Origin of the sequence: Nonomuraea sp. NPDC052116, from assembly GCF_040680035.1 — a bacterium.
Classification (GTDB): Bacteria; Actinomycetota; Actinomycetes; order Streptosporangiales; family Streptosporangiaceae; genus Nonomuraea; species Nonomuraea angiospora_A.
Window position 1 is genome coordinate 22,024 of record NZ_JBFAWA010000028.1, and the last position, 21,152, is coordinate 43,175.

The window sequence follows — 21,152 nt, forward strand, 5'->3', positions numbered from 1 at the left end:
CGGACGGCTGTCTGACACCTCGCGGACGGAGACATCCATGAAGATCGTGAAGCAGCCGCCGACCGCCAAGCTGCCCGCCGAGTGGTTCACCGGCGACGCCTGGGCCGACGTGATCCACCGGGGCGAGGACCCCTCCCGCGCGCGGGCGAACATGGTCAGGTTCGCCCCTGGCGCCCGTACCGCGTGGCACTCGCACGGCCTGGGCCAGACGCTCTACATCGTCGAGGGCGTCGCGCTGATCCAGTCGCGCGGCGGCGAGATCATCGAGGCTCACCCCGGCGACATCGTCCACACGCCGCCGGGCGAGGAGCACTGGCACGGCGCCGCCCCGGACCGGTTCATGATCCACCTCGCGATGTGGGAAGGCGACGACGCCGCCTGGCTGGACCACGTCACCGACGCCGAGTACAACGGGCCGCGCGTCAGCACGAAGCGCTAGAGGACGGCCTGGTCGGCCAGCTTCTTCACCTGGTCGGCGGGCACCGGAACGCCAGGGGTGTCCACGAACCAGCGGTACGACTCTTCGAAGTCCAGCCCCTCGGGCCGCTGCGACGGGAAGTACGGCTGGACGTAGACGGGCGTGCCGGGCTGGACGCGCCAGCTGTCGGCGATGCTGCCGATGTCCGCAGCGTCGTAGCCGAGCGCGTCCAGGAGCCCCGCCACCTGCGCCTTGGCGCCTTCGTCGTCACCCGCGATCGGCAGGGCGCTGCGGTCGGGGGCGCCGGCGGGGCGGGCGAGGGTGAGCAGGCGGTGGAAGTCGATGTTGTTGAACGCCTTGACCACGTGGGCGCCGGCCAGGTGCCGCTGCACCAGGGCGGTGGAGGTCAGCGTCCCGCCGCTCAGCTCCGGGATGTCGCCGTCGCGGTCGGGATAGTAGTTCATCGTGTCGATGACGGTCTTGCCGGCCAGGTCCGCGGCCGGGAGCCGGCCGTAGGCGTGCAAGGGAATGGTGGCCACCACCAGGTCGCCGGCGCGGGCGGCCTCGGCGGGCGTGGCTGCGGTCGCGTGCTCGCCGAGCTCGGCGACGAGGTCGGCGAGAGATTCCGGCCCGCGCGAGTTGCTGAGGACGACGTCGATGCCGGCGGCGACGGCGAGGCGGGCCACCGTGCCGCCGATCATGCCGCTGCCGATGAGGCCGAGAGTCTGAGTCACGGTGTCATGTCTCCAACGCTGAATCAGTGCTTCGAAGGTGAAACTGAGTGTCAGGTTAGCTATGCAGTCCTGTCTCTGCAAGCCAGGTCCGAATGAGAGGTAGGATCGCGGGGTGATCGAAGCAGCACGTACGAGCACGCGAGACATCGCACGGGCCGCCGTACGGGCCGAGCTGGCCCAGGTGGCCTTCGACCTGTTCATGCGCGAGGGCTTCGAGAAGGTCACCATCAACGACCTGGCGGAGGCGGCCGGAGTCTCCCGCAGCACGTTCCTGCGCTACTTCGGCACCAAGGAGGACGCCGTCGTCAGCGCCCTCGACGCCCAGGGCGACAAGGTCGCCGCCGCCCTGCGTGCCCGGCCCGCCGGCGAGGACGACTGGACGGCGCTGCGGCGGGCGCTGGACGCCGTCATCGAGCTCTATCACCAGGACCCCGCCGGCACCCTCGCGACGACCCGCCTCATCAAGGACACCCCCGCGCTGTGCGCGCGCCACCGGGAGAAGCAGCACTGCTGGTGGCCCGAGCTGGCCCGGGCCCTCGCCGAGCGCACGCCTTCCCCCCGATCCACGGAGCTGGTCCTGTCGGTGCGGGTGGCCGCAGCCCTCGACTGCCTGAACATCGCCGTCGACCACTGGACCGCGTCCGACGGCCGGCTCGACCTCGTCGAGCTCCTGGACGAAGCCTTCGCCGCGCTCGCGCCGCGATAAGCCGCGATAAGCCGCGACAAGCCGCGACAAGCCACGCGGCCCGTTGTTCCCCCGGCCCGCCTGGCGGGACGGTTCGCTTGCCCGGCGTCGCCTTCGAGCAGCAAGGTCTGCCCGGGAGAACAACGGAAGGATCACGATGGACCCTCGTTCCACAGGTGACGCCGTGACCGGGCTGCTGGATGCGTACGCCACGCGGACCCCGATCGCGCCGCTCACCACGACATACGCCGACATGTCGGTTTCTGATGCGTACGAGATCCAGCTCGCGCAGGTGGAGGCGTGGCAGGCGGGCGGCGCCCGGATCGTGGGGCACAAGGTCGGCCTGACCTCGGCGGTGATGCGCCGCCAGCTCGGCGTGGACCAGCCCGACTACGGTCACCTGCTCGACGGCATGGCGTACATGGACGGCGCCCCCATCGACGCCGCGCGCTTCCTGCAGCCGCGCATCGAGCCGGAGATCGCCTTCGTCCTCAAGAGACCGCTGGCGGGCCCGGGCGTCACGGCCGCGACCGCTGCCGCCGCGGTGGACTTCGTGCTGCCCGCCCTGGAGATCATCGACTCGCGTATCGCGGACTGGAAGATCACGTTGGCGGACACCATCGCCGACAACGCCTCCAGCGGCGGGTTCGTGCTCGGCAACCGGCCGACGCCGCTCGCGGACGCCGATCTGGCGCTGACCGGCTGCCTGCTGCACCGCAACGGCGAGCTGGTCCAGACGGGCGCCGGCGGCGCCGTGCTCGGATCTCCGCTGAACGCGCTGGTGTGGCTGGCGAACGTCCTCGGCGAGCGCAAGGTGGCGCTGGAGGCCGGGCACGTCGTGCTGCCCGGCTCGGTCACCGCGGCCATCCCCGTCGAACAGGGGGACATCGTGACGGCCACCTTCGCCGGGCTCGGCACGGTCACCGCGAACTTCGGGCAGGCGTCGTGAGCAGACTGACGGCGGCCATCGTCGGCCCCGGCAACATCGGCACCGACCTGCTGGTCAAGCTGCTGCGCAGCGAGGCCGTCGAGGTCCACTCCATGGTGGGCGTGGATCCGGGCTCGGACGGGCTGACCCGGGCCCGTTCGCTGGGCGTCGAGGCTTCGGCGGGCGGCGTGGACTGGCTGCTGGCCCAGGACACCCTGCCCGACCTGGTCTTCGAGGCCACCTCCGCCAAGGCGCACGCGGCCAACGCCCCCCGCTACGCCGAGGCGGGGATCACCGCGATCGACCTCACCCCCGCCGCCGTGGGCCCGTTCGTGTGCCCGCCGGTCAACCTGGACACGCTGTCGGACGCGCCCAACCTCAACATGATCACATGTGGCGGGCAGGCGACGATCCCGATCGTGCACGCCGTCTCCCGCGTGGTCCCGGTGGCGTACGCCGAGATCGTCGCCTCCATCGCCTCCCGCTCGGCCGGTCCGGGCACGCGGGCCAACATCGACGAGTTCACCCAGACCACCGCGCGCGCCATCGAGACGGTCGGCGGCGCCGCCAAGGGCAAGGCGATCATCATCCTCAACCCCGTCACCCCGCCGATGATCATGCGGGACACGGTGTTCTGCGCGATCCCCGCCGACGCCGACACCGCCGCGATCGGCGCGTCGATCGAGGCGATGGCGGCCGAGGTGGCCGCGTACGTGCCCGGCTACACCCTGCGGGCCGAGCCGCAGTTCGACCCGCCGCGCGACATCTGGAACGGCATGGCCCGCGTCGCCGTCTTCCTCGAGGTCCGCGGCAACGGCGACTACCTGCCGCCGTGGGCCGGCAACCTCGACATCATGACCGCCGCGGCCGCCCGCGTCGGCGAGCGACTCGCGAAGGTGGGCGCATGACCGGCAAGATCAGGATCACCGACTCCACCCTGCGAGACGGCAGCCACGCGATGGCCCACCGCTTCACCGAGGAGCAGGTACGCGGCGTCGTGCACGCCCTGGACGACGCCGGGGTGGAGGTCATCGAGGTCACCCACGGCGACGGGCTGGGCGGCTCGTCGTTCAACTACGGGTTCTCGCTGGAGGATGACATCAAGCTCGTCGCCGCCGCCGTGGACGAGGCGGAGAGCGCGAAGATCGCCGTCCTGCTGCTGCCCGGCCTCGGCACGGTCGAGGACCTGCGCAAGGCCCACGGCGCGGGGGCCTCCGTGGCCCGGATCGCCACCCACTGCACCGAGGCCGACGTGTCGCTGCAGCACTTCGCCGCCGCCCGCGAGCTGGGCATGGAGACGGTGGGCTTCCTCATGCTGTCGCACCGCATCGGCCCGGCCGAGCTGGCCGCGCAGGCCCGGATCATGGTGGACGGCGGCGCGCAGTGCGTCTACGTGGTCGACTCGGCCGGCGCCCTCGTGCTCGGCGAGGCCCAGGCCCGCGTCAGCGCGCTGGTCGGCGAGATCGGCCACCAGGCGGAGGTCGGCTTCCACGGCCACCAGAACCTCTCGCTCGGCGTCGCCAACTCGGTGCTGGCCACCCAGAACGGCGCCCGCCAGATCGACGGCGCCCTGTGCGCGCTGGGCGCCGGGGCGGGCAACTCGCCCACCGAGGTGCTGGTCGCCACCTTCGACCGGCTCGGCATCCCGACCGGGGTGAACGTGCAGGGCGCGCTGGCCGCCGCCGAGGACGTGGTCAAGCCGTTCCTGAACCGCCTGCCGTTCGCCGACCGCTCGGCGATCACGCAGGGCTACGCGGGGGTGTACTCCAGCTTCCTGCTGCACGCCGAGCGCGCCGCCGAGCGGTACGGCGTACCGGCCCACGAGATCCTGCAGCGGGTCGGCGAGGCCGGCTACGTCGGCGGCCAGGAGGACATGATCATCGACGTCGCCCTCCAGCTCGTCGAGGAGCACGCCCGCTCCTGACGGGCGTGAGGCCCCGCATCGTCGCAGGTCCGGGGCCTCGCGCCAGCCGCGCCGCCCGGAGATCGGGTCCGGCGGGCGGCGGGGTAATCTGCGAGGTGAATCACGAACGTGGCTGACGGGAGGCTTCCATGGCGGATCGGCTGAACGGCACCGTGGCGCTGATCACGGGAGCGTCGAGCGGCATCGGGGCCGCGACCGGGCTGGCGCTGGCCGCCCAGGGAGCCACCGTCGCGCTGGTGGCCAGGCGGGCCGATCGCCTGGAGGAGCTGGCCGACCAGATCCGCGGCCGGGGCGGGACCGCGCTGACGCTCGTGGCCGACGTCGGCGACGAACGGCAGGCCAAGGAGGTCGTGGAGCGCACCGCGACCGAGCTCGGACGGCTGGACACCCTGGTCAACAACGCCGGGGTGATGCTGCTCGGCCCGGCCGCCGACGCGCCGCTCGAAGAGTGGCAGCGCATGGTGCAGGTCAACGTGCTCGGCGTGCTCTACTGCGCGCACGCCGCGCTGCCCTACCTGGTACGGGCCGCCGCCGACGGCCCCCGCCAGGTGGCCGACATGGTGAACATCAGCTCGGTGGCCGGGCGGGTGGCGCGCAGCGGCAGCGGGGTCTACAACCTCACCAAGCACGGCGTGGGGGCGTTCAGCGAGTCGCTGCGCCAGGAGTTCGCCGGGCGGCACGTCCGGGTGTCGCTGGTCGAGCCGGGAGCGGTGGAGACCGAGCTGACCGGCCACAACCGCCCGCAGATCCAGGAGCAGATCAAGCAGCGGCTCTCCTCGGTGGAGCGCATGCAGGCCGAGGACATCGCCGACGCGATCAGCTACATCGTGACCAGGCCCCGGCGCGTCGCGATCAACGAAATGCTGGTGCGCCCCACCGAACAGGAGGGCTGAGCGCCTCCTGATCATCCGGCCGGCCAGGTGATCCTGTTCGACACGATTCGTTCCCCGTCCGGCCCTTCGGCGACGATCCACACCTGCTGGCCGGTCGCGTTGCACGGGAACCGGTCGTCGGTGTGCTGCTCGCCGTTCTCGTCGCTGGTGAGCGTCGCTCCAGGGTTGAACGCCCCCCAGTTGTCGGTGTACGGCCGGAAGACGTACTTCGTGTTCGGCTTGAGGCCGGTGGCCCGGAACTCGACGAAGGCGCAGTTCTTCCGGCAACTGCCATAGGTCGTCGAGGGGCCTTTGGACACGATGATCCCCGCCTTTTCGCGGGGCGAGCCGGGTGTCGAGACCGGCGGGGGAGTGGTGGGGCGGTCGGCGAGCCAGGCGGTCCCGGTCGCGACCAGCGCCAGGGCGGCGGCCCCCGCGGTGACCGTCGGCCACCGGCGCCTGGCGACATCGCGGGTCCGCCGCCACAGCGGGGGCGGGTCGGCGATGTCGCGCAGCGCGTCGCGGGCTCCGGCCGCGGCCGGCCGCCGGCCCGGCTCGCTCTGGAGCATCGCCGTCAGCACCGGACGCAGCGGTCCGATGTCCGCGCTCATCTCGATGACGCCGTGGTGCGCCGCCCATCCCACCGTTCGCCGGTCGTCGTCGGGGACGCCTTCGCCGTGGGCCCAGGGGCGAGGGGGATTCCCGGCGACCAGCGCGTAGACGGTGGCGCCGAGCGAGAACACATCGGAGGCCGGGTCCGGGCGGCCGCCGATGAGCTCGGGTCCGGCGTAGTCGGGCGCGTAGGAGATCGGGCGCTCGGGCGAGATCGTCTCCACGCCGCCGATCCGCCGCGCGGCGTCGAAGTCGGTCAGTTTCGCCGCTCCCTCGGCGTCCATGACGATGTTGGCGGGCTTCACGTCGCAGTGGATCAGCCCCTTGCGGTGCAGCGCCGTCAGCGCGTCGGCGATCTGCGCGCCGATCCGGGCCGCCTCCGGGGGTGAGAACCTCCTGCCCGACAGGCTGCCGGCCGGCACCCGCTCCATGACCAGCCACGTGCCGGCCCGAGGGCCGTCGTCCACGGTCCATTCAGCCGCAATGCGTCCGCCTCCACCGTGACTGCGACGTGCTCGTAGAACCAGTGTCACTCGCGAGAGTGACAAGGACCGCCGGTCGCGTGCCGGACCAGTGCTTCGAGCTGGGCGGTGACGTCGTCGAGGGGACGGATGTCGCGTTGGGCACGGCACATCGCGAGGTCAGCAGCCGGCCAGGGTGTCGCGCCACACCTCGTCCAGGGCCAGCTGGATCGCGCCCGTGAGCACGGTGCCCTCGGCCAGCTCCGACAGCTCCACGCTCGGCGGGGTGAGGGTCAGGTCTGCGAGGTGCCGTGCGACGGCGTCCAGCAAGACCGCGCCGGCGCGGGCGATGCCGCCGCCGATCACGATCGCGTGCGGCGACAGCACGAGGACGGCGGGGGCGATCGCCTCGGCGAAGATTGCGGCGACCCGGTCGACGACCTCCACGGCCGTCGGGTCGCCGTCGGCGGCGGCCGCGAAGACGGCGGCCGCGTCCGTCGCGCGGGCGAGCCCGGACTCCGGATGGCCCGCGGCGCGGCGGCGGGCGAGATCGACGATCGCCCCGGCGCCGATCGCCCGCTCCAGCGGCCCGCGGCCGTCCCCGGCCGGGCCGGGGAGGTCGCCGATCGGACGGATGAAGCCGATCTCGCCGGCCTGCCCGGCGCCCCGGTGCAGCCGTCCGTCGATGACGACCCCGGCCCCGAGCCGTTCGCCCCACTGAACCGCGAGCAGGGTGCCCGCGCCGGTGTGCTGCCGGACGGCCGCCAGCGCGGCCAGGTTCGCGTCGTTCTCCACCGTGACCGCGCACCTGAAACGAGCGCGCAGGCGGCCGGCGAGGTCGATCTCCGGCCAGCCCGGCACACTCGGCGCGAACAGCACCCGGCCGGTGGCCACCTCGACGATGCCGGGGGTCGCCGCGGTGACGGCCGCGATCTGCTCGGCGGCCAGGCCGGCCGCCGCCAGAGCCGCGCCCGTCGCCTCGTCGACCGCCTCGAGCAGGTGCCGGGCGCCGCGACGGCCGACCGGCCGGCGGATCAGCGCGAGGCGCTCACCGGCCAGGTCGGCGATCCCCGCCGTCACGGTGTGCGGGCCGACGTCCAGGGCGAGCACGGGCGCCGCCCGGCCGTTCAGCGAGAACCGGGTCGCCGGTCTGCCGACCGTGGCCTGCTGCGGTGCGACCTGCCGCAGCCAGCCGGCGGCCAGCAGGTCCTCCACGGCCTGGGCGACCGTCGGGCGGGTGAGCTCGGTCAGCCGGGCGAGTTCGGCCACCCGTACGGGCTCCGGCGCGCGCCGCCGGACCGCGTCGAGCACCGCGGCCCGGTTCATCCTCCGCAGGACCGGCGTGCCCGCCGGCCGCTCCTCCGTCATTCAACGCCCCTCTTGACCTTCTGTCGTCTCCGGCTGACTATATTTCGCAGAGACCTTACGAAAAGTCTTTACATAATAGGTTCGCCCTCCCGGAGGTGGCCGCCCCCCATGACACCGCAGATCTCCGCCGCCCCGTTACCACGCCGACGGCGACCGCTCCTGGCGGCGCTCGCCGTCCTGCTCACGATGCTCGCCACCCCGTTCGCCGTCCAGCCCGCGGCGGCGGCCGGCACCCCCGCGCAGGAGGCGTCCGCCCGGCTCGACGGCCCGGCGGCGCAGGCCCTGGAACGGCTGATCGGGACCTCGCGCGCCAGGCAGGTCACGCTGCGCGCGATCGACAAGGGCACGGGCCGGGACCGGTTCGAGGTGTACACCGAGAACGGCCGCCTCGTCGTCGCCGGCACGACGCCCGCGGTGCAGCTGACCGGCTTCGGCCACTACCTGCGCCAGGTGGCGCACGCCGACGTCTCGATCAACGGCTCCCAGGTGGACCTGCCCCAGCGCCTCCCGCTGCCCGCGGCTCCCATCGCCAAGGACTCCTCGGTGGACCATCGCTTCGCCCTCAACGACACCAACCAGGGCTATGCGGGGGCGTATCTGAGCTGGCCGGAGTGGCAGCGGCGGATCGACGTCCTCGCGCTGCACGGCATCAACGAGGTGCTCGTCTACGAGGGCCAGGAGGCGGTCTACCAGCGCACCTTCATGGAGTTCGGCTACTCCGACCAGCAGATGCGCGAGTGGATCCCGCAGCCGGGCCACCAGTCCTGGTGGCTGCTGCAGAACATGTGCTGCACCGACAGCCCGATCTCCCAGCAACTCATCGACCGGCGCATCGACCTCGGCCGCAAGATGGCCGACCGCCTGCGTTCCCTGGGCATGGTCCCCGTGCTGCCCGGCTATTTCGGCACCGTGCCGACCGACTTCAAGGTCCGCAACCCGGGCGCCAACACCGTTCCGCAGGGCACCTGGAACCAGCTCGAACGCCCCCACTGGCTCGACCCGACCGATCCGGTCTTCACGCGCGTCGCGGCCACGTTCTACCGGGTGCAGACCGAGCTGTTCGGGCCCAGCACGATGTACAAGATGGACCTGCTGCACGAGGGCGGCACGGCCGGCACGGTCAACGTCGCGCAGGCGTCGCAGGCGGTGCAGCGGGCGCTGAACGACGCCCACCCCGACGCGCTCTGGACGATCCTGGGCTGGCAGAGCAACCCGCTCCCGGCGACGCTCCAGGCCATCGACCGGACCAAGATGTTCATCGTCGACGGCATCAGCGAGGAATCCGGCATCACCGACCGGGACAAGGACTTCCTCGGCACCGGGTACGCGTTCGGCACCATCTGGAACTTCGGCGGCCACTTCAACCTCGGCGCCCGCCTGACGCTGTGGAACCAGAAGTTCCACGCCTGGCGCGGCAAGTCCGGCACGGCGATGAACGGCATCGCGCTGATGCCGGAGGCCATCGACAACAACCCGGCCGCGGTCGCGTTCTTCACCGACCTGCCGTGGCAGGACGGCCCGGTCGACATGCGGCAGTGGTTCGACGACTACGCCACCGCCCGGTATGGCGGCGACGACCCGCACGCCAAGGCGGCCTGGCGGATCCTCCTCGACACCGTCTACAGCTGGCCCGCCGGCGCCGACAGCCGGCACGTCACCGGCCTGTACGACGACGAGCCCGGCCTGGCCAACACCGGCTACCCGCTGCAGTACGACATCGCCGCCTTCGACAAGGCGCTCGACGAGCTGCTCCAGGTCGACCGGCGCCTGCGCGGCTCCGGCGCCTACCGCTACGACCTCGTCGACGTCGCCCGGCAGGTGCTGGCCAACCACAGCCGGCTGCAACTGCCCAAGATCCGCGCCGCCTACCGCGCCAAGGACCTCGACCGCTTCGAGCGCCTCACCGGCCAGTGGATGGACCGGATGCGGCTGATGGACCGGCTGCTCGGCACCGACGAGAACTTCCTGCTCGGCACGTGGCAGAAGGAGGCCCGCCGGCAGGCCGCCACCCCGGCCGAGGCGGCGACCCTCGACTACAACCTCAAGTCGCTGGTCACGCTCTGGGCCTCCGGCGCCCGCCTGCAGGACTACGCCCGCAGGGAGATGAACGGTCTCGTCGGGCAGTACTACGCCAAGCGGTGGCAGCTGTTCTTCGACAGCCTGAAGACCGCGCTGCGTTCGGGCAAGGACTATCCCGAGCCGATCGACTGGATGGCCGTCGCCCAGGACTGGGCCAAGGCCGGCACCAAGCTCGCCTCCGAGCCGCGCGGCGACGCCTACACCGAGGCGAGCCGGGTGGCCGCGCTGCCCGACGGCGCGGTGACCGTCGGGGCCGACCGCAAGGGCGTCAAGCCGGGCGGGACCGTACAGGTCACCGCCGTGTTCACCAACGACAACGCGCTGCGGCCCACCGACCGGGTGACGCTCCAGCTCGGCGCCCCGCGCGGATACCAGGTGCGGGCGACCTCGCCGACCCGCGCGGACCACGTCGCACCGCGCGACAAGCTCACCGTGACGTGGACGGTGACCGTTCCCGCCGGCGAGGCCCCTGGCGGCACCCCGGCGCTGGACGTCACCGCGGCCTGGCGCTCCGACGACGCCGAACAGCGGGACACGGCCTCGACCCGCCTGCTGGTCGCCGGAGCCGCGCCCGCGTCGTACCGGACGATGAGCAACACGCAGGCCGAGTTCGCTCCCACCGGCGACGGGATCGCGATCGCGGCGGGCGGCGCGGACCTGTGGCGGGAGACCAACGAGCTGGCCACCGCCTACCGCGCGGACGCCCTGGCCGACGGGCAGCAGCTCGTCAGCACGGTGCTGCGCCAGGACGGCGCGTCGGACTGGACCCGGTCCGGGCTGGTGGTGAGCGACGACCTGGCCACCCCCGGGTCCACCGGCTACGCGAACATCGCCGTCACTCCCGGCCACGGCTGCGTGTTCAGCTGGGATTCCGACGGCAACGGGCAGCTCGACTCGTACGCGGAGGTGGGCGGGTTCGCGCCGCCCGTACACGTGCGCGTCGGCAGGTCCGGCGACCGGCTCACCGGCTCCTGCAGCGGCGACGGCAGGAACTGGGCGGTGATCGGGGCGGCCCGCGTCCCCGGCGCCGGCGCCGCGCTCGACGCCGGGCTGTTCACCAGCGCGGCCAACCGGGACACCGGTCAGCAGGCGATCGCCGTGCTGACCGATCCCGCGCCGGCCCCGTCGACCGCGCGCGACGGCGCGCAGGACACCCTGCAGAGCCTCCGCAAACCGGTCACGGCGCTGAGCTGGGAGCCGAACCGGGGCCCCGAGCACGCGAACGACGGCAGCCGGGCCAACTCGCCGTACTTCGCCAGCCAGATGACCTGGGACACGACCTGGTGGCAGGTCGATCTCGGGACGGTCGACGACGTCTCGCGCGTCAACGTGCGCAACTACGTCGGGGGCGGGCGCTACTACGAGTACCGGCTGGAGGGCAGCCTCGACGGCGTCACCTGGTACACCCTCGGCGGCCGGCGCGGCCCCCGGGCCGCGACCGACGCCGGGGACACGATGACCACCGAGGCGCAGGCCCGGTACGTACGGGTGATCGGCACGCACAACACCGCCAACCTGTCGTTCCACCTCACCGAGGTCAGCGTGTACGGGACGCCGGCGCAATGATATTGACAGGGGTCGTGATCCGGAGAGAATAAAGTTCGGTCGCGTTGCTTGAAGTTCACGTGCTCCTGGAGGGACCTTCGTGAGAGTTAAGCAGGGGATTGCCGCGGCGACGATGATCGCCGCCATGCTCGCCGTCGGCTCGACGCCGGCTCATGCCATTCCGCCACCTCCACCGGGGGGCGACAACCTCACGGTCCTCAGTTACTACGCCGGGGACACGCTCGTCGGACAGCGCTGGTTCGGGTGCAGTCAGTCGGGCCAGTGGGGGTCGCTGGAGGGCCAGCTGAAAGTCACCTGGACACCCTGCTGAACACCTGCTGAACACCTGCTGGACATGGGGCGGCCTGGCCGGCGTACGGCCAGGCCGCTCCCACGTCCGGCTGACGGCTCATCGGCCGCGGCGGGCGCCGAACGCCAGGTACAGCAGACCCGCGACGACCGCCCAGGCCACGGTGGCCACCGCCAGGACGAGCGGAGCGGGCAGCCAGGTCGCCAGCGCCCACACGCACGCGGCGAAGGCGATCATGCCCGTCGCGCCCAGCACCGCGCCGCGGGCGTCCTGGGCGGCCGGGTCGCGCCGATGCTCCTCCTCCTCGATGAGGGTCAGCGTGGCCGCCAGGATGGCGGGGAAGGCCAGGAACACTCCCCCCGCCACAGGTCCCCAGCGCAGCCCGACCAGACCGGCGGCCACGGAGACGATCGCCCCGAAGGTGAAGCGCACCACCATCCCGCCCACCGGCGTGTCCCGCAGCTTGGCCGGCTGCAGCCGGATCGCGTTCATGCGATCAGCGCCCAGCCCGCGCCGGCGACAGCCGCCCACACCACGAGGGCCGTCAGCGAGCCCGCGAAGGCGCCCAGGCGGCGTACGAGCGGCACGGCCGCCAGCCCGCGTCCCACGATCCACCACACCTCGCTCATCAGCGGCCCCTCTCGCCGTTCCGCTGCCCGCCGGCCGATCCGGTAACCCCCGATGAGGTAAAGGCCGTCTCACTCGTTCAGGCGGGCGGCGCATTCGAGGAGCAGCGCGTGGACGAATGCCTGCGGGAGGTTGCCGCGCATCTGCCGCTGCGTCACGTCGTACTCCTCGGCCAGCAGGCCCGCCGGGCCGCAGGCGGCGCGGTTGCGCTCGAACCAGCGCAGCGCGGTCGGCACGTCGCCCTGCTGGTGGGCGGCGAGCGCGACGAGGAATCCGCAGAGCAGGAACGCGCCTTCGGTCTCCCCGAGCGGCCGGTCGCCGTGCCGGAACCGGTAGGCGTACCCGTCTTCGGTGAGCGCGGCCAGGTACACGTTCAGCGTGCGCCTGCTGCGCGGGTCGTCGGCGGGGACGGCGCCGCGGATCGCGAGCGGCAGCAGCGCGCCGTCGACGCGGGGGTCGAAGGACGTCGCCGAGGCGATCATCAAGGGCGACCCCGACGCGATCGGCGTGGTCAAGAAGGGGCTCAAGACCAAGGCCCAGGAACTGTTCACCCGCGGCAAGGGATGAGCCGCCCGGCCGGCGTGCGTTCCACGGTCAGAACCAATATCGCCGGCCGCCGACCGGACGGCCGATGGAGCCCAGGACGAGCAGGATCACGCCGATGACGAGCAGGATGGCGCCGATCGTGTAGAGCAGCGATATACCGAGCAGCCATCCCAGGAGCAGCAGGATGATGCCGATGATGATCATGTTCTCACCGATCCCGATACGTTGATTTTGTCGAAAACTCGGCTACCCGAGGTGTACGCGGTAAACGTTCACGCTGCCGTGGCGGGGTCCCGGACGAACTCCGGCAGCGCCTCCACCAGGACGTGGTTCAGAGGACACCGGCCTTCGGCGGGACGGCCTCGGCGAGGGCCTCAGGGTGCGGTTGATGACCACGGCTTGCACGGTTCGGGACCTCTCCGTTGGACGTCATAGGCCCGCATAGCCGAACAGTGACCGTCAAACGGTTGCCGTTAGCCGAGATCCAGGGCGGGCAGGGGGCGAGGCCATGAGCACGATCGAGTACTCCCTAGACGTCAAGGTCCCGATCCGCGTCGCCTACAACCAGTGGACGCAGTTCGAGACGTTCCCCGAATTCATGGAAGGGGTGGAGTCGGTCAAGCAGCACACCGACACCCGCGCCACCTGGCTGGCCGAGATCGCCGGGGTGAAGCGGGAGTTCGAGACCGAGATCACCGAGCAGCACCCCGACGAGCGCGTCGCCTGGCACACGCTCGACAAGCCCCACCACGCCGGCGTCGTCACCTTCCACCTCCTTGACGACGCCACCACCCGCGTCACCCTCCAGATGGAGTACGACCCCGAGGGCTTCGTCGAGACCGCCGGCGACTGGCTCCAGATCGTCCGCTTGCGCGTACAGGGAGACCTGCGCCGCTTCAAGGACTACATCGAGACCCGCGGCAGCGAGACCGGCGCCTGGCGCGGCAGCGTGCCGCCCCAGCACGCCGGCGACGCGGTCCCTCGGCCCGATGCGCCCGATGCGCCGTCGCCGCTGCCGGGGGCCGGCGCGCCGTCGCCGCGCCCCGGCTATCCGCCGCCCACGCGACCCGGCCTGTAGTCCACGCGGCCGCGCCTCCCGCCCGGGAGACGCGGCCGGTTCGTTTCGTGGCTTTCAGCTGGGTAGATGGCCGAACAAGCCAACCGCGAACATTGGGCAAAGGGGGAAATATGCCTCGCGGATCAAGCCGGAAACGGGAACGACAGTACGAGCACATCAAGAACAGCGCCAAGAAGCGGGGCGAAAGCACCAAGCGGGCCAAGGAGATCGCCGCCCGGACCGTGAACAAGGAACGCGCCAGGGCCGGTGAGTCGCGGACCGCCAGCCGTACCTCGACTCAGGACATCTCCTCGAGCCGCCGCGGAGGGCTGCGCTCGCACTCCGGAGCGGGCGGCCGTACGCGGGATCAGCTCTACGAGGAGGCCAGGCGCCGCAACATCAAGGGCCGCTCCAAGATGAGCAAGGCACAGCTGGAGAAGGCTCTCGGTTGACCGGACGCCCTGCCGAAGAGCCGCGGGCCCCCGCAATGTTCCGGCAGGGCGTCAACCGCACCACTCCCGGCGCCGAACCCGGCGGCATCGGGCGCAGGACCCGCGGCTTTCCGGCAGGGACGAGTGGATGGTCCTCAACGGCGCCTACCTGGCCGACGACTCTGGACGGCTGCGCGGGCAGGGGATCGAGCTGGAGCTCACCGGCCCCTGGGCGCCCTACTCGTTCACGGTTCCGGAGGAGGGAGACCCGCGACGACCCACGACGCGCCACCGCGCGGCGCCATCCTGGCAGCGGTGGAGCGCCTGCCGGCGGAGCGGGTGGCGCTGGACCGGCTGCTGGCCGGCAGCGTGGTGGTGAGAGGGGGGCCAGCAAGGCGAGATACCGTCCCCAGACCACCAGTAAGACGAGCAGTCGCCGGCCCTCGCTGAACGGGCCCGGGGACGGATTCACTTCAGGAGCGGCCCCGGCCGGTGAGGGCGTCGCGGATGCGATCTACCAGCCCCGTCCCCACTGCCAGCAGCTTGTTGGCCGGCGGGGTGTCGGGCGCCGACGGGTGCGGCTGGGTGGGAGCCGTCTTCTTGGCCCGCTGCACCTTGGCCCCGAGTTCCCTCAGCTCCTCGGGCGCGCAGGCCTCGCGCAACCGGGGGAACAGATCGTTCTCCTCTTCGCGGACGTGGGCGCGGATCTGGCTCATCAGCAGGTCCGTGGTGGGCCAGAACTCGGCGTCGCCCGGCTCCAGCCCCTCGAGCCGCTTCATGGTCTCCTCGGCGTCGGCGTGCTCGGAGATCTCCTGATCGGCCAGCTTGGCGCCGCCTGAGACGTGCTCGCGGACGGCCGGGTACAGGTATTGCTCCTCGGCGACCGAGTGCCGTACCAGTTCGATGACCACCTGCTCGGTCAGCGTCTTGGGCTCCTCGCCGATCGCGCCCCTCATGTGGTCGAGCTCGGAGAACATCCGCTCGACCTCGCGGTGGTCGGTGACCAGGACCTCGATCACATCTTGCTGCGTGTTCATGCGAGCCTCCTCTCGCGGCCCACATTCCCGCTGACAGCGGCCGAAACCTGTGACGGCCGGGCTGTCACCAGGCGCGCGTCCGCCCGAACCACACGTTGCGGGCGCGGAAAAAGGTGTCGCCGTCCGGACCGGGTCGCTGGTCGGCCCAGCCGGCGTCGCCCTCCTCGATGTTGGAGGCGTAGGAGCCCATCTGCAGGTTGATGATGAGCGTCTGCGCGACACCGGCCCAGCCGTAGCCGGTGTGGGTGTCCACGTAATTTCCGTCGAAGTAGTAGTCGAGCTTGACGTCGTCGCCGCTCTTGTACATCCAGACCCGATATTTGTGAAACCCGTCGGGGTTGGCGACGGGCACCTCGGAACGCCGGTAGGTCGCTCCGTCGGCTGTCTTGTAGTACGTGTTGAAGAAGTTGACGGCCTTGCCCTGCTCGTTGACGCCGACGTATTCCAGGATGTCGGTCTCCGGCGGCCATTCCGGCCAGGTGCCGGTGGTCCAGAAAGCCGGCCAGATGCCCGGCCCGGTCTGCGTCCGGAACTCGCCCTCGATGTCGTACTCGGGGAACTGGTCGTTGACGATGATCCGCTGCTTGGCGTGGATGGCGCCGGAGCGGTACCACAGGGGGGCGTGCGGCGGCTGCGGGCTGGTCCCGGGCGAGGTGGACAGCCTGGTCGCCGTCAAGGTCAGCACGCCTTGGCTGAGGGAGACCTGGGCGGCCTCCATGCGCGCGGCGCCATTGTGGGTGTCGGGGTCGCTGTCCCAGGGATAAAGGTGATTCCACGCCGCGTTGAAGGCCGTTTGACTGTTGAAGGAGGTCTTCTCGACGAGGTTCTCCCAGGTGGCCGCGCTACGGCCGGCGCTCGGAGCGGCTGCCTGGGCGTCGGCGGGGATGAGTGAAAGCCCCAGGCCCATGCCGCCGGCTGCCGCCGCCGAGGTCAAGAATGTACGCCGATTGATTTCCTGATCGGACATTTCTTCCTTACACGAGGAGGAGAAGTGCGGGAATGCCGGATCGGCCCTTAATCGTTAATGATCATGGTCGGGCGGACTCAGTATGCCCCATGGGCCGTCACGTCCGCCACCGCCCCGCGGGCCTGAGGGCCCTACGTCCTCACCGTCGTTCGGGCGGGCCTGGCGTGCCGATGTTGATGGAGCCGGAGATGTCACCGGCCTGGATGACCGTGCCGGTGATGCGCGCGTCGCCGCCGATGGTGTTGCTCACGTCGTGCTTGTACTGAAGGAGCCGGGCCGTCTCGCCGGCCCAGTCCGCCAGCGATCGCTGGAACTCGGCGTCCGCGTGCGCGTGGTCCACCAGGACGCGCGTCGTCTCCTCCGGTGACCTCGTGTCAGCCTGCTCCAAGGCGGCCGTGACGGTGGCATCCGCGCCGAACCGCCGCCGCACGAGCGCCGTCAGCGAGCCCCACGCGCTCTTGCCGGCCTCGCCCGCGGCGCCTCCGACGATGGCGGAGACCACCGCCGTCAGGGTGGCGATGACACTCGGATCCATCGCTCCTCTTTCGCGTGTGAGAGGTGTCCTTCGAGCGTAGATCCACACCGGGGCCGAGCGCGCACGGCACGGGCACTCATGCCGATCGGTTATGGCTGTCCTGTGCGTATCCGAGAGTCCCGGCCGAAGGGGAACACTCCTGAATCGTGACCGGCGAAGAGCGTTCATGGGCGAGGCAGGCGTGGTGAGCGCCGAAGGGGGCGGAATTGTCCGCAACGAGCTCTCCGGGCAGGTGACCGGTGCTGTGGTGCAGGCCGCGGACGTCGGTGTCATCAACATCGCCGCAGCGCCCGCCATGCCCGCCGCCCCCGTCCGGGTCCCCCGGCAGGTGCCCGCGGAGCCGCCCGGCTTCGTCAACAGGACGCTCGAGCTGGCGCTGCTCGACCGGCACCTCGCCGACGGCCCCGCCGTGGCGGTCGTCTGCGGCCTGAAGGGAGTCGGTACGAGCGCCGTCGGGCGGCGCTGGGCCCACCAGGCGCGGGAGCGCTTCGGCGACGGCCAGCTCTACGCGGACCTCGGGGCGCTGCGGCACGGCGGGGCGACCGGGGTGAGCGACGTCCTCGCCGCCTTCCTGCGGGCGCTCGGCGTTCACGAGAGCTGGATCCCGGAGGAGCTGCCGGAGCGGGCGGCGATGTTCCGCTCGATGACGGCGGGGTCGCGGCTGCTCGTGCTGGTGGACGGCGCGGAGCACGCCGCGGAGGTGACGCCGCTGTGCCCGGCCTCGCCCGGCAGCGCCGTGGTGGTGACCAGCCACCGCCAGCTGCGCGGGCTGCTCGCCGAGGGCGCGGTGCCCGTCACGGTCGGCCCGCTGGATACCGAGCAGGGGCTGCGGCTGCTGACCGGGATGCTCGGGGAGGAACGAGTCGGCGGGCAGCGTACGCACGCCGCCGAGCTGGTGCGGCTGTGCGGCGGGCTGCCGATCGCCCTGCGGATGGCCGGCGCGCAGCTGCTGCGGCACCCGGCGTGGTCGGTCGAGCGGCTGATCCGGGACCTGGCCGAGGCCGGACGGCGTCTCGACCGGGCGGCCACGGAGGACGGGGTGTTCGTGGACGCGTTCTTCGAGGCCGTCTATCAGGGACTGCCGGAAGGCGCCGCCCGGCTCTACCGGTTGCTCGGCGTGCTGCCGGGCAGCGCGTTCAGCCCGGGGCTGGCCGCCGCCGTGCTGGACGACGAGCCGGATCAGGCGCTGGACCTGCTGCTCGACGCGCATCTGGTGGAGGAGTTCGCGGAGGACCGCTACCGGATGCATGACCTCGTCCGCCTGCACGCGGCCCGTCGTGCGCGGAGCGCGGAGCCGCCCGAGGCGCGGGAGTCGGCGCTGCGGCGGGCGGCGGAGTGGTATCTGACCGGGGCGGCCGCCGCCGACGCCGCGATGGGCAGGCGGTTGCGGCTGGCCGACCACAGCGAGCGTGCGGGGTGGTCGTTCGCCTCGCGCGGTGAAGCCCTCGACTGGCTCGACGCCGAACGCGCCGACCTGCTGGCGGTGCTGCGCGCCGCCGCCGCGCGCGAGTGGGACGAGATCGTCTGGCAGCTGGCCGAAGCGCTCTGGCCGCTGCACCACGATCGCGGCTATCACGCCGACTGGGCCGAGGCCAACGCTCTGGGGGTGGAAGCCGCGCTCCGCCTGGAGGCTCCCGCCGTGGAGGCCAGGATGCGCAACCAGTTGGCGCGCGCCCAGCTGATGCTCGGCGAGCTCGACCAGGCTCGGGATCAGCTCGTACGGGCCCGGCAAGCGGCCCGCGCGTCCGGCGACCCGAGGATGGAGGCGGTGATCCTGGAGTCGCTGGGCCGGGCCGCCCTCGTCCGGGCGGAACCCGACGCCGCCGCCGAGAGCTTCGCCGCGGCCTCGGCCATCCACGAGCGGGCGGGCAACGGCCGAGGTGTGGGCATGCAGCAGTACCACCTCGGCCTCGCCCACCTGAACGCCGACCGGCACGGGGAAGCGGCGGCCGCCCTCGGCCGCGCACTGCCCCTCATGGTCGCCGCCGGAGACGCGCTCAGCCAGGGGCGGATCCACCTGGAGCTGGCCAGGGCCCAACGCGGGCTCGGACGCCGTGCCGAAGCGATCCGGTCGGCGCGGACCGCCGCGGAGATCACGCGCGAGTGCCGGGTGCCGGTGAAGGAGACCCAGGCGTGGGAGCTCCTGGCGGAGCTGGCCGAGGACGGCGGTGACCGCGAGGAGGCGGCGGACTGCCTGCGGCGGGCCCTGTCCATCTGCCTGGCCTCGGGCAACCTGCCCAGGGCCGAGACGCTGCGTGCCCGCCTGGCCGCCGTGGACCGACCCTGATCTCAGGCGTCACAGTTGACGACCACCTGCCGGTCGCCCACCCGGACGGTGATCCCGGAGCGAAGATCCTCCCGGCTCCGGCCCCGCACGAGCCAGCCGTACACCGCGGACGGCAGGCAGCGGGGGTCAGGATCGCCGCCGAGGGCCGCCGTGATGCCGACCCGCAGCCGCTCCCCGTCCCTCAATGTCAGGTCGACCGACCGGTCACCGACGATCTCGGCCGTCATGAAGCAGCCCGGATACCGTCGCAGCGTCTCCTGGGCCCAGCCCGGCCGCGGGTCCCGGCCGACCACGATCGCGGCGTTCTCCAGCAGCCGCGGGTTCACCTCCTCGGCGTCCACGACCAGATGCGGGTCACGCACCTGGCCGCCGGATCGGCGCTCCAGGACGGCGGGATATCGGCGGACGGTCACGCAGCCGCCGCCGACCACCGCCTCCACCTCGAAGGAGAGCACCTCGCCGCGCTCGGGCAGCGGCTCGGCGAGTGGCCGGGCGGTCGCGGGCGCGGCGGGCTCGGGCAGCTCCATCATCCGGTACGCCAGGCGCCGCAGCAGGCCGTCCGCCTGACCGGGCATGCCGAGGGTACGTCTAGTCACGTCGTCGTGCGGACCGTGGGCCGCCATGAGCTGCTCGATCTGCGGCAGGACGGCGCCGGCCGGGTCCAGCCGGGGCAGGGTCCCGGACAGCAGGGCAGTGGGGGAGCCGGGGTCGAGCTCCTCGGCCTCGCGTCCGGAGGAGGCCAGGAGCACCGGGCGGCCGAGGGCGGCGCCGTAGAAGGTGACGGAGCCGTGATCGCCCACGATGACGTCCGACGCCACGAGCGCGGCCTGCCAGCCCTGCTGCGGCGGGAGCACCAGCAGGCCGCCGTCACGGGCGTCGGCCAGCCACAGGCGTACCTGCAGGCCGCTGTGGCCGTACCAGGCGTTGGGATGCGCGGCCAGCACGACCTGGTATTCGTCGACGGGCAGCTCGGCCACCAGCCGGGCCACCACGTCGCCGTTCGCGCCGAGCAGGGAATGCGCGCCCCACGTGGAGCTGACCAGCACCAGCTTGCGGTCCGGGCCCACCCCCAGAGCCCGCCGGTAGCGGTCACGCCGGGCGAGGTTGGCCCGGATCCGGTCGAACACCAGGTCACCGACCACCACGGCCCGCGGGAGCGCCTCGGGGCAGTCCCGCTCCAGCCGTGACAGTTGCTCGTGATGCGACAGGGCGATGGCGGCCGGCACGACCCTGCCCTCGTGGACGAGCTGGTGCCGCGCCAGCCCTGAGACGCCGCTCTCGGGGCCATCGGCCGGGCTGAGGAGCCGGTTGTACCCGGCGCCGTGTGGCACCACCAGCAGCGGGGCCCTCAGCTGGTGCAACGCGCCGTTGGCGCTGGCCGAGACGGCGAGGTGGAACGGCGTCTCCACGGCCTGTGACCAGGGCACGGTCCGCGCCTGGACGCTGCGCAGGTAGTCACCGACGCCATCGTCGAACGCCGAGCCGGCCACGACCGTGAACAGCACCTGCACGCGAGGGTCGGACCGGAACAACGGCAGGATCTCCAGCAGCCGCCCGGCCGAGGTCACCGTACGCGCCACCGCGAGGACGGTGCGGCTGGAGCCGACCGTGCGCCACCGGGCAGCCTCGTCCCCGACCGGCACGCGCAGCCAACGCTCGCCGCTCATGAGATCACACTGTATCCCCACCGGCCGGGATGAAAGTTTCAGCAGCGTTCGCCGCCTTATTC

22 protein-coding genes and 1 pseudogene are annotated in these 21,152 nt (G+C 72.1%); 12 read left to right on the plus strand and 11 right to left on the minus strand.

Annotated elements, in window-relative coordinates; genetic code table 11:
- Positions 1-37: 37 nt before the first annotated feature.
- Positions 38-439, plus strand: a complete 402-nt coding sequence (locus tag AB0L65_RS41750) for a cupin domain-containing protein (protein WP_364257696.1) — start codon at positions 38-40, stop codon at positions 437-439.
- Here the strand turns inward: AB0L65_RS41750 and AB0L65_RS41755 are convergent.
- Positions 436-1,152, minus strand: a complete 717-nt coding sequence (locus tag AB0L65_RS41755; protein ID WP_364257698.1) for an NAD(P)-binding domain-containing protein — start codon at positions 1,150-1,152, stop codon at positions 436-438. The genes AB0L65_RS41750 and AB0L65_RS41755 overlap by 4 nt on opposite strands.
- A 112-nt stretch (positions 1,153-1,264) precedes the next feature.
- Between AB0L65_RS41755 and AB0L65_RS41760 the strand changes: the two genes are divergently transcribed.
- From AB0L65_RS41760 to AB0L65_RS41780, 5 genes are all read left to right on the plus strand, one after another.
- Positions 1,265-1,858, plus strand: coding sequence for a TetR/AcrR family transcriptional regulator (locus AB0L65_RS41760; RefSeq protein ID WP_364257701.1), 594 nt, complete (start codon positions 1,265-1,267; stop codon positions 1,856-1,858).
- Positions 1,859-1,994: 136 nt separating this feature from the next.
- Positions 1,995-2,786, plus strand: coding sequence for a fumarylacetoacetate hydrolase family protein (locus AB0L65_RS41765; RefSeq protein ID WP_364257704.1), 792 nt, complete (start codon positions 1,995-1,997; stop codon positions 2,784-2,786).
- Entirely contained in the window at positions 2,783-3,673 is an 891-nt protein-coding gene (locus tag AB0L65_RS41770; protein ID WP_364257707.1) for an acetaldehyde dehydrogenase (acetylating), read from the plus strand. The genes AB0L65_RS41765 and AB0L65_RS41770 overlap by 4 nt, the downstream gene beginning before the upstream one ends.
- Positions 3,670-4,689, plus strand: a complete 1,020-nt coding sequence (gene dmpG, locus AB0L65_RS41775; protein ID WP_364257710.1) for a 4-hydroxy-2-oxovalerate aldolase — start codon at positions 3,670-3,672, stop codon at positions 4,687-4,689. The genes AB0L65_RS41770 and dmpG overlap by 4 nt, the downstream gene beginning before the upstream one ends.
- A gap of 128 nt (positions 4,690-4,817) precedes the next feature.
- Complete coding sequence (locus tag AB0L65_RS41780) at positions 4,818-5,582, plus strand: SDR family NAD(P)-dependent oxidoreductase (RefSeq protein WP_364257713.1); 765 nt, start codon at positions 4,818-4,820, stop codon at positions 5,580-5,582.
- A gap of 11 nt (positions 5,583-5,593) precedes the next feature.
- Here AB0L65_RS41780 and AB0L65_RS41785 read toward each other — a convergent pair whose 3' ends face one another.
- Together AB0L65_RS41785 and AB0L65_RS41790 are read right to left on the minus strand one after the other, a co-directional pair.
- A complete protein-coding gene (locus AB0L65_RS41785) occupies positions 5,594-6,640 on the minus strand; it encodes a serine/threonine-protein kinase (RefSeq protein ID WP_364257716.1) in 1,047 nt (348 codons plus the stop codon).
- Positions 6,641-6,814: 174 nt separating this feature from the next.
- The gene (locus AB0L65_RS41790; protein ID WP_364257719.1) at positions 6,815-8,002 is read right to left on the minus strand and encodes an ROK family transcriptional regulator; all 1,188 of its coding nucleotides are present in this window, start codon (positions 8,000-8,002) and stop codon (positions 6,815-6,817) included.
- Positions 8,003-8,110: 108 nt separating this feature from the next.
- Here AB0L65_RS41790 and AB0L65_RS41795 point away from each other — a divergent pair, with 108 nt between their 5' ends.
- Together AB0L65_RS41795 and AB0L65_RS41800 are read left to right on the plus strand one after the other, a co-directional pair.
- Positions 8,111-11,647, plus strand: a complete 3,537-nt coding sequence (locus tag AB0L65_RS41795) for an alpha-N-acetylglucosaminidase TIM-barrel domain-containing protein (protein ID WP_364257722.1) — start codon at positions 8,111-8,113, stop codon at positions 11,645-11,647.
- A gap of 79 nt (positions 11,648-11,726) precedes the next feature.
- Complete coding sequence (locus AB0L65_RS41800; protein ID WP_364257725.1) at positions 11,727-11,957, plus strand: hypothetical protein; 231 nt, start codon at positions 11,727-11,729, stop codon at positions 11,955-11,957.
- A 78-nt stretch (positions 11,958-12,035) separates the two neighbouring features.
- On the opposite strand, the gene AB0L65_RS41805 is transcribed toward AB0L65_RS41800, so the two are convergent.
- From AB0L65_RS41805 to AB0L65_RS41820, 4 genes are all read right to left on the minus strand, one after another.
- A complete protein-coding gene (locus AB0L65_RS41805; protein WP_364257728.1) occupies positions 12,036-12,428 on the minus strand; it encodes a DUF3147 family protein in 393 nt (130 codons plus the stop codon).
- Positions 12,425-12,565: a hypothetical protein gene (locus AB0L65_RS41810; protein WP_364257731.1), complete on the minus strand. Its 141-nt coding sequence runs from the start codon at positions 12,563-12,565 to the stop codon at positions 12,425-12,427. The genes AB0L65_RS41805 and AB0L65_RS41810 overlap by 4 nt, the downstream gene beginning before the upstream one ends.
- Before the next feature lie 69 nt (positions 12,566-12,634).
- On the minus strand, positions 12,635-13,078 hold the full coding sequence (locus tag AB0L65_RS41815; protein WP_364257734.1) for a glycoside hydrolase family 15 protein: 444 nt from the start codon (positions 13,076-13,078) through the stop codon (positions 12,635-12,637).
- Between the two features lie 79 nt (positions 13,079-13,157).
- Positions 13,158-13,313, minus strand: coding sequence for a hypothetical protein (locus AB0L65_RS41820; RefSeq protein WP_350735736.1), 156 nt, complete (start codon positions 13,311-13,313; stop codon positions 13,158-13,160).
- Between the two features lie 304 nt (positions 13,314-13,617).
- Between AB0L65_RS41820 and AB0L65_RS41825 the strand changes: the two genes are divergently transcribed.
- The 3 genes and pseudogenes from AB0L65_RS41825 to AB0L65_RS41835 all read left to right on the plus strand — a co-directional run.
- Complete coding sequence (locus AB0L65_RS41825; RefSeq protein WP_364257738.1) at positions 13,618-14,187, plus strand: SRPBCC family protein; 570 nt, start codon at positions 13,618-13,620, stop codon at positions 14,185-14,187.
- A 110-nt stretch (positions 14,188-14,297) separates the two neighbouring features.
- Positions 14,298-14,618: a plasmid stabilization protein gene (locus tag AB0L65_RS41830; RefSeq protein WP_364257741.1), complete on the plus strand. Its 321-nt coding sequence runs from the start codon at positions 14,298-14,300 to the stop codon at positions 14,616-14,618.
- Between the two features lie 91 nt (positions 14,619-14,709).
- Positions 14,710-14,976: pseudogene (locus AB0L65_RS41835) on the plus strand (hypothetical protein); the annotation flags it as partial.
- Between the two features lie 94 nt (positions 14,977-15,070).
- Here the strand turns inward: AB0L65_RS41835 and AB0L65_RS41840 are convergent.
- The 3 genes from AB0L65_RS41840 to AB0L65_RS41850 form a co-directional block, all read right to left on the minus strand.
- Positions 15,071-15,634 carry a hemerythrin domain-containing protein gene (locus tag AB0L65_RS41840; protein WP_364257744.1) on the minus strand — a complete coding sequence of 188 codons (564 nt, stop codon included), beginning with the start codon at positions 15,632-15,634 and terminating at the stop codon, positions 15,071-15,073.
- Positions 15,635-15,698: 64 nt separating this feature from the next.
- On the minus strand, positions 15,699-16,601 hold the full coding sequence (locus AB0L65_RS41845) for a family 16 glycosylhydrolase (protein WP_364257747.1): 903 nt from the start codon (positions 16,599-16,601) through the stop codon (positions 15,699-15,701).
- 139 nt (positions 16,602-16,740) lie between these two features.
- Positions 16,741-17,136 carry a hypothetical protein gene (locus AB0L65_RS41850; protein ID WP_364257750.1) on the minus strand — a complete coding sequence of 132 codons (396 nt, stop codon included), beginning with the start codon at positions 17,134-17,136 and terminating at the stop codon, positions 16,741-16,743.
- A gap of 166 nt (positions 17,137-17,302) precedes the next feature.
- On the opposite strand from AB0L65_RS41850, the gene AB0L65_RS41855 reads away from it, so the two are divergent.
- Positions 17,303-19,423 (plus strand): hypothetical protein, encoded by a 2,121-nt coding sequence (locus AB0L65_RS41855; RefSeq protein ID WP_364257753.1) that lies wholly within the window; start codon positions 17,303-17,305, stop codon positions 19,421-19,423.
- Positions 19,424-19,425: 2 nt separating this feature from the next.
- Here the strand turns inward: AB0L65_RS41855 and AB0L65_RS41860 are convergent, their stop codons facing one another.
- A complete protein-coding gene (locus AB0L65_RS41860) occupies positions 19,426-21,090 on the minus strand; it encodes a hypothetical protein (RefSeq protein ID WP_364257756.1) in 1,665 nt (554 codons plus the stop codon).
- Positions 21,091-21,152 lie beyond the last annotated feature (62 nt).

Coding starts and splice junctions, on each gene's coding strand:
- AB0L65_RS41750 (WP_364257696.1), top strand. CDS start 38: ATGAAGATCGTGAAGCAGCCGCCGACCGCCAAGCTGCCCGCCGAGTGG.
- AB0L65_RS41765 (WP_364257704.1), top strand. CDS start 1,995: ATGGACCCTCGTTCCACAGGTGACGCCGTGACCGGGCTGCTGGATGCG.
- dmpG (WP_364257710.1), top strand. CDS start 3,670: ATGACCGGCAAGATCAGGATCACCGACTCCACCCTGCGAGACGGCAGC.
- AB0L65_RS41780 (WP_364257713.1), top strand. CDS start 4,818: ATGGCGGATCGGCTGAACGGCACCGTGGCGCTGATCACGGGAGCGTCG.
- AB0L65_RS41790 (WP_364257719.1), bottom strand. CDS start 8,002: ATGACGGAGGAGCGGCCGGCGGGCACGCCGGTCCTGCGGAGGATGAAC.
- AB0L65_RS41795 (WP_364257722.1), top strand. CDS start 8,111: ATGACACCGCAGATCTCCGCCGCCCCGTTACCACGCCGACGGCGACCG.
- AB0L65_RS41805 (WP_364257728.1), bottom strand. CDS start 12,428: ATGAACGCGATCCGGCTGCAGCCGGCCAAGCTGCGGGACACGCCGGTG.
- AB0L65_RS41810 (WP_364257731.1), bottom strand. CDS start 12,565: ATGAGCGAGGTGTGGTGGATCGTGGGACGCGGGCTGGCGGCCGTGCCG.
- AB0L65_RS41820 (WP_350735736.1), bottom strand. CDS start 13,313: ATGATCATCATCGGCATCATCCTGCTGCTCCTGGGATGGCTGCTCGGT.
- AB0L65_RS41825 (WP_364257738.1), top strand. CDS start 13,618: ATGAGCACGATCGAGTACTCCCTAGACGTCAAGGTCCCGATCCGCGTC.
- AB0L65_RS41830 (WP_364257741.1), top strand. CDS start 14,298: ATGCCTCGCGGATCAAGCCGGAAACGGGAACGACAGTACGAGCACATC.
- AB0L65_RS41840 (WP_364257744.1), bottom strand. CDS start 15,634: ATGAACACGCAGCAAGATGTGATCGAGGTCCTGGTCACCGACCACCGC.
- AB0L65_RS41845 (WP_364257747.1), bottom strand. CDS start 16,601: ATGTCCGATCAGGAAATCAATCGGCGTACATTCTTGACCTCGGCGGCG.
- AB0L65_RS41850 (WP_364257750.1), bottom strand. CDS start 17,136: ATGGATCCGAGTGTCATCGCCACCCTGACGGCGGTGGTCTCCGCCATC.
- AB0L65_RS41855 (WP_364257753.1), top strand. CDS start 17,303: ATGGGCGAGGCAGGCGTGGTGAGCGCCGAAGGGGGCGGAATTGTCCGC.
- AB0L65_RS41860 (WP_364257756.1), bottom strand. CDS start 21,090: ATGAGCGGCGAGCGTTGGCTGCGCGTGCCGGTCGGGGACGAGGCTGCC.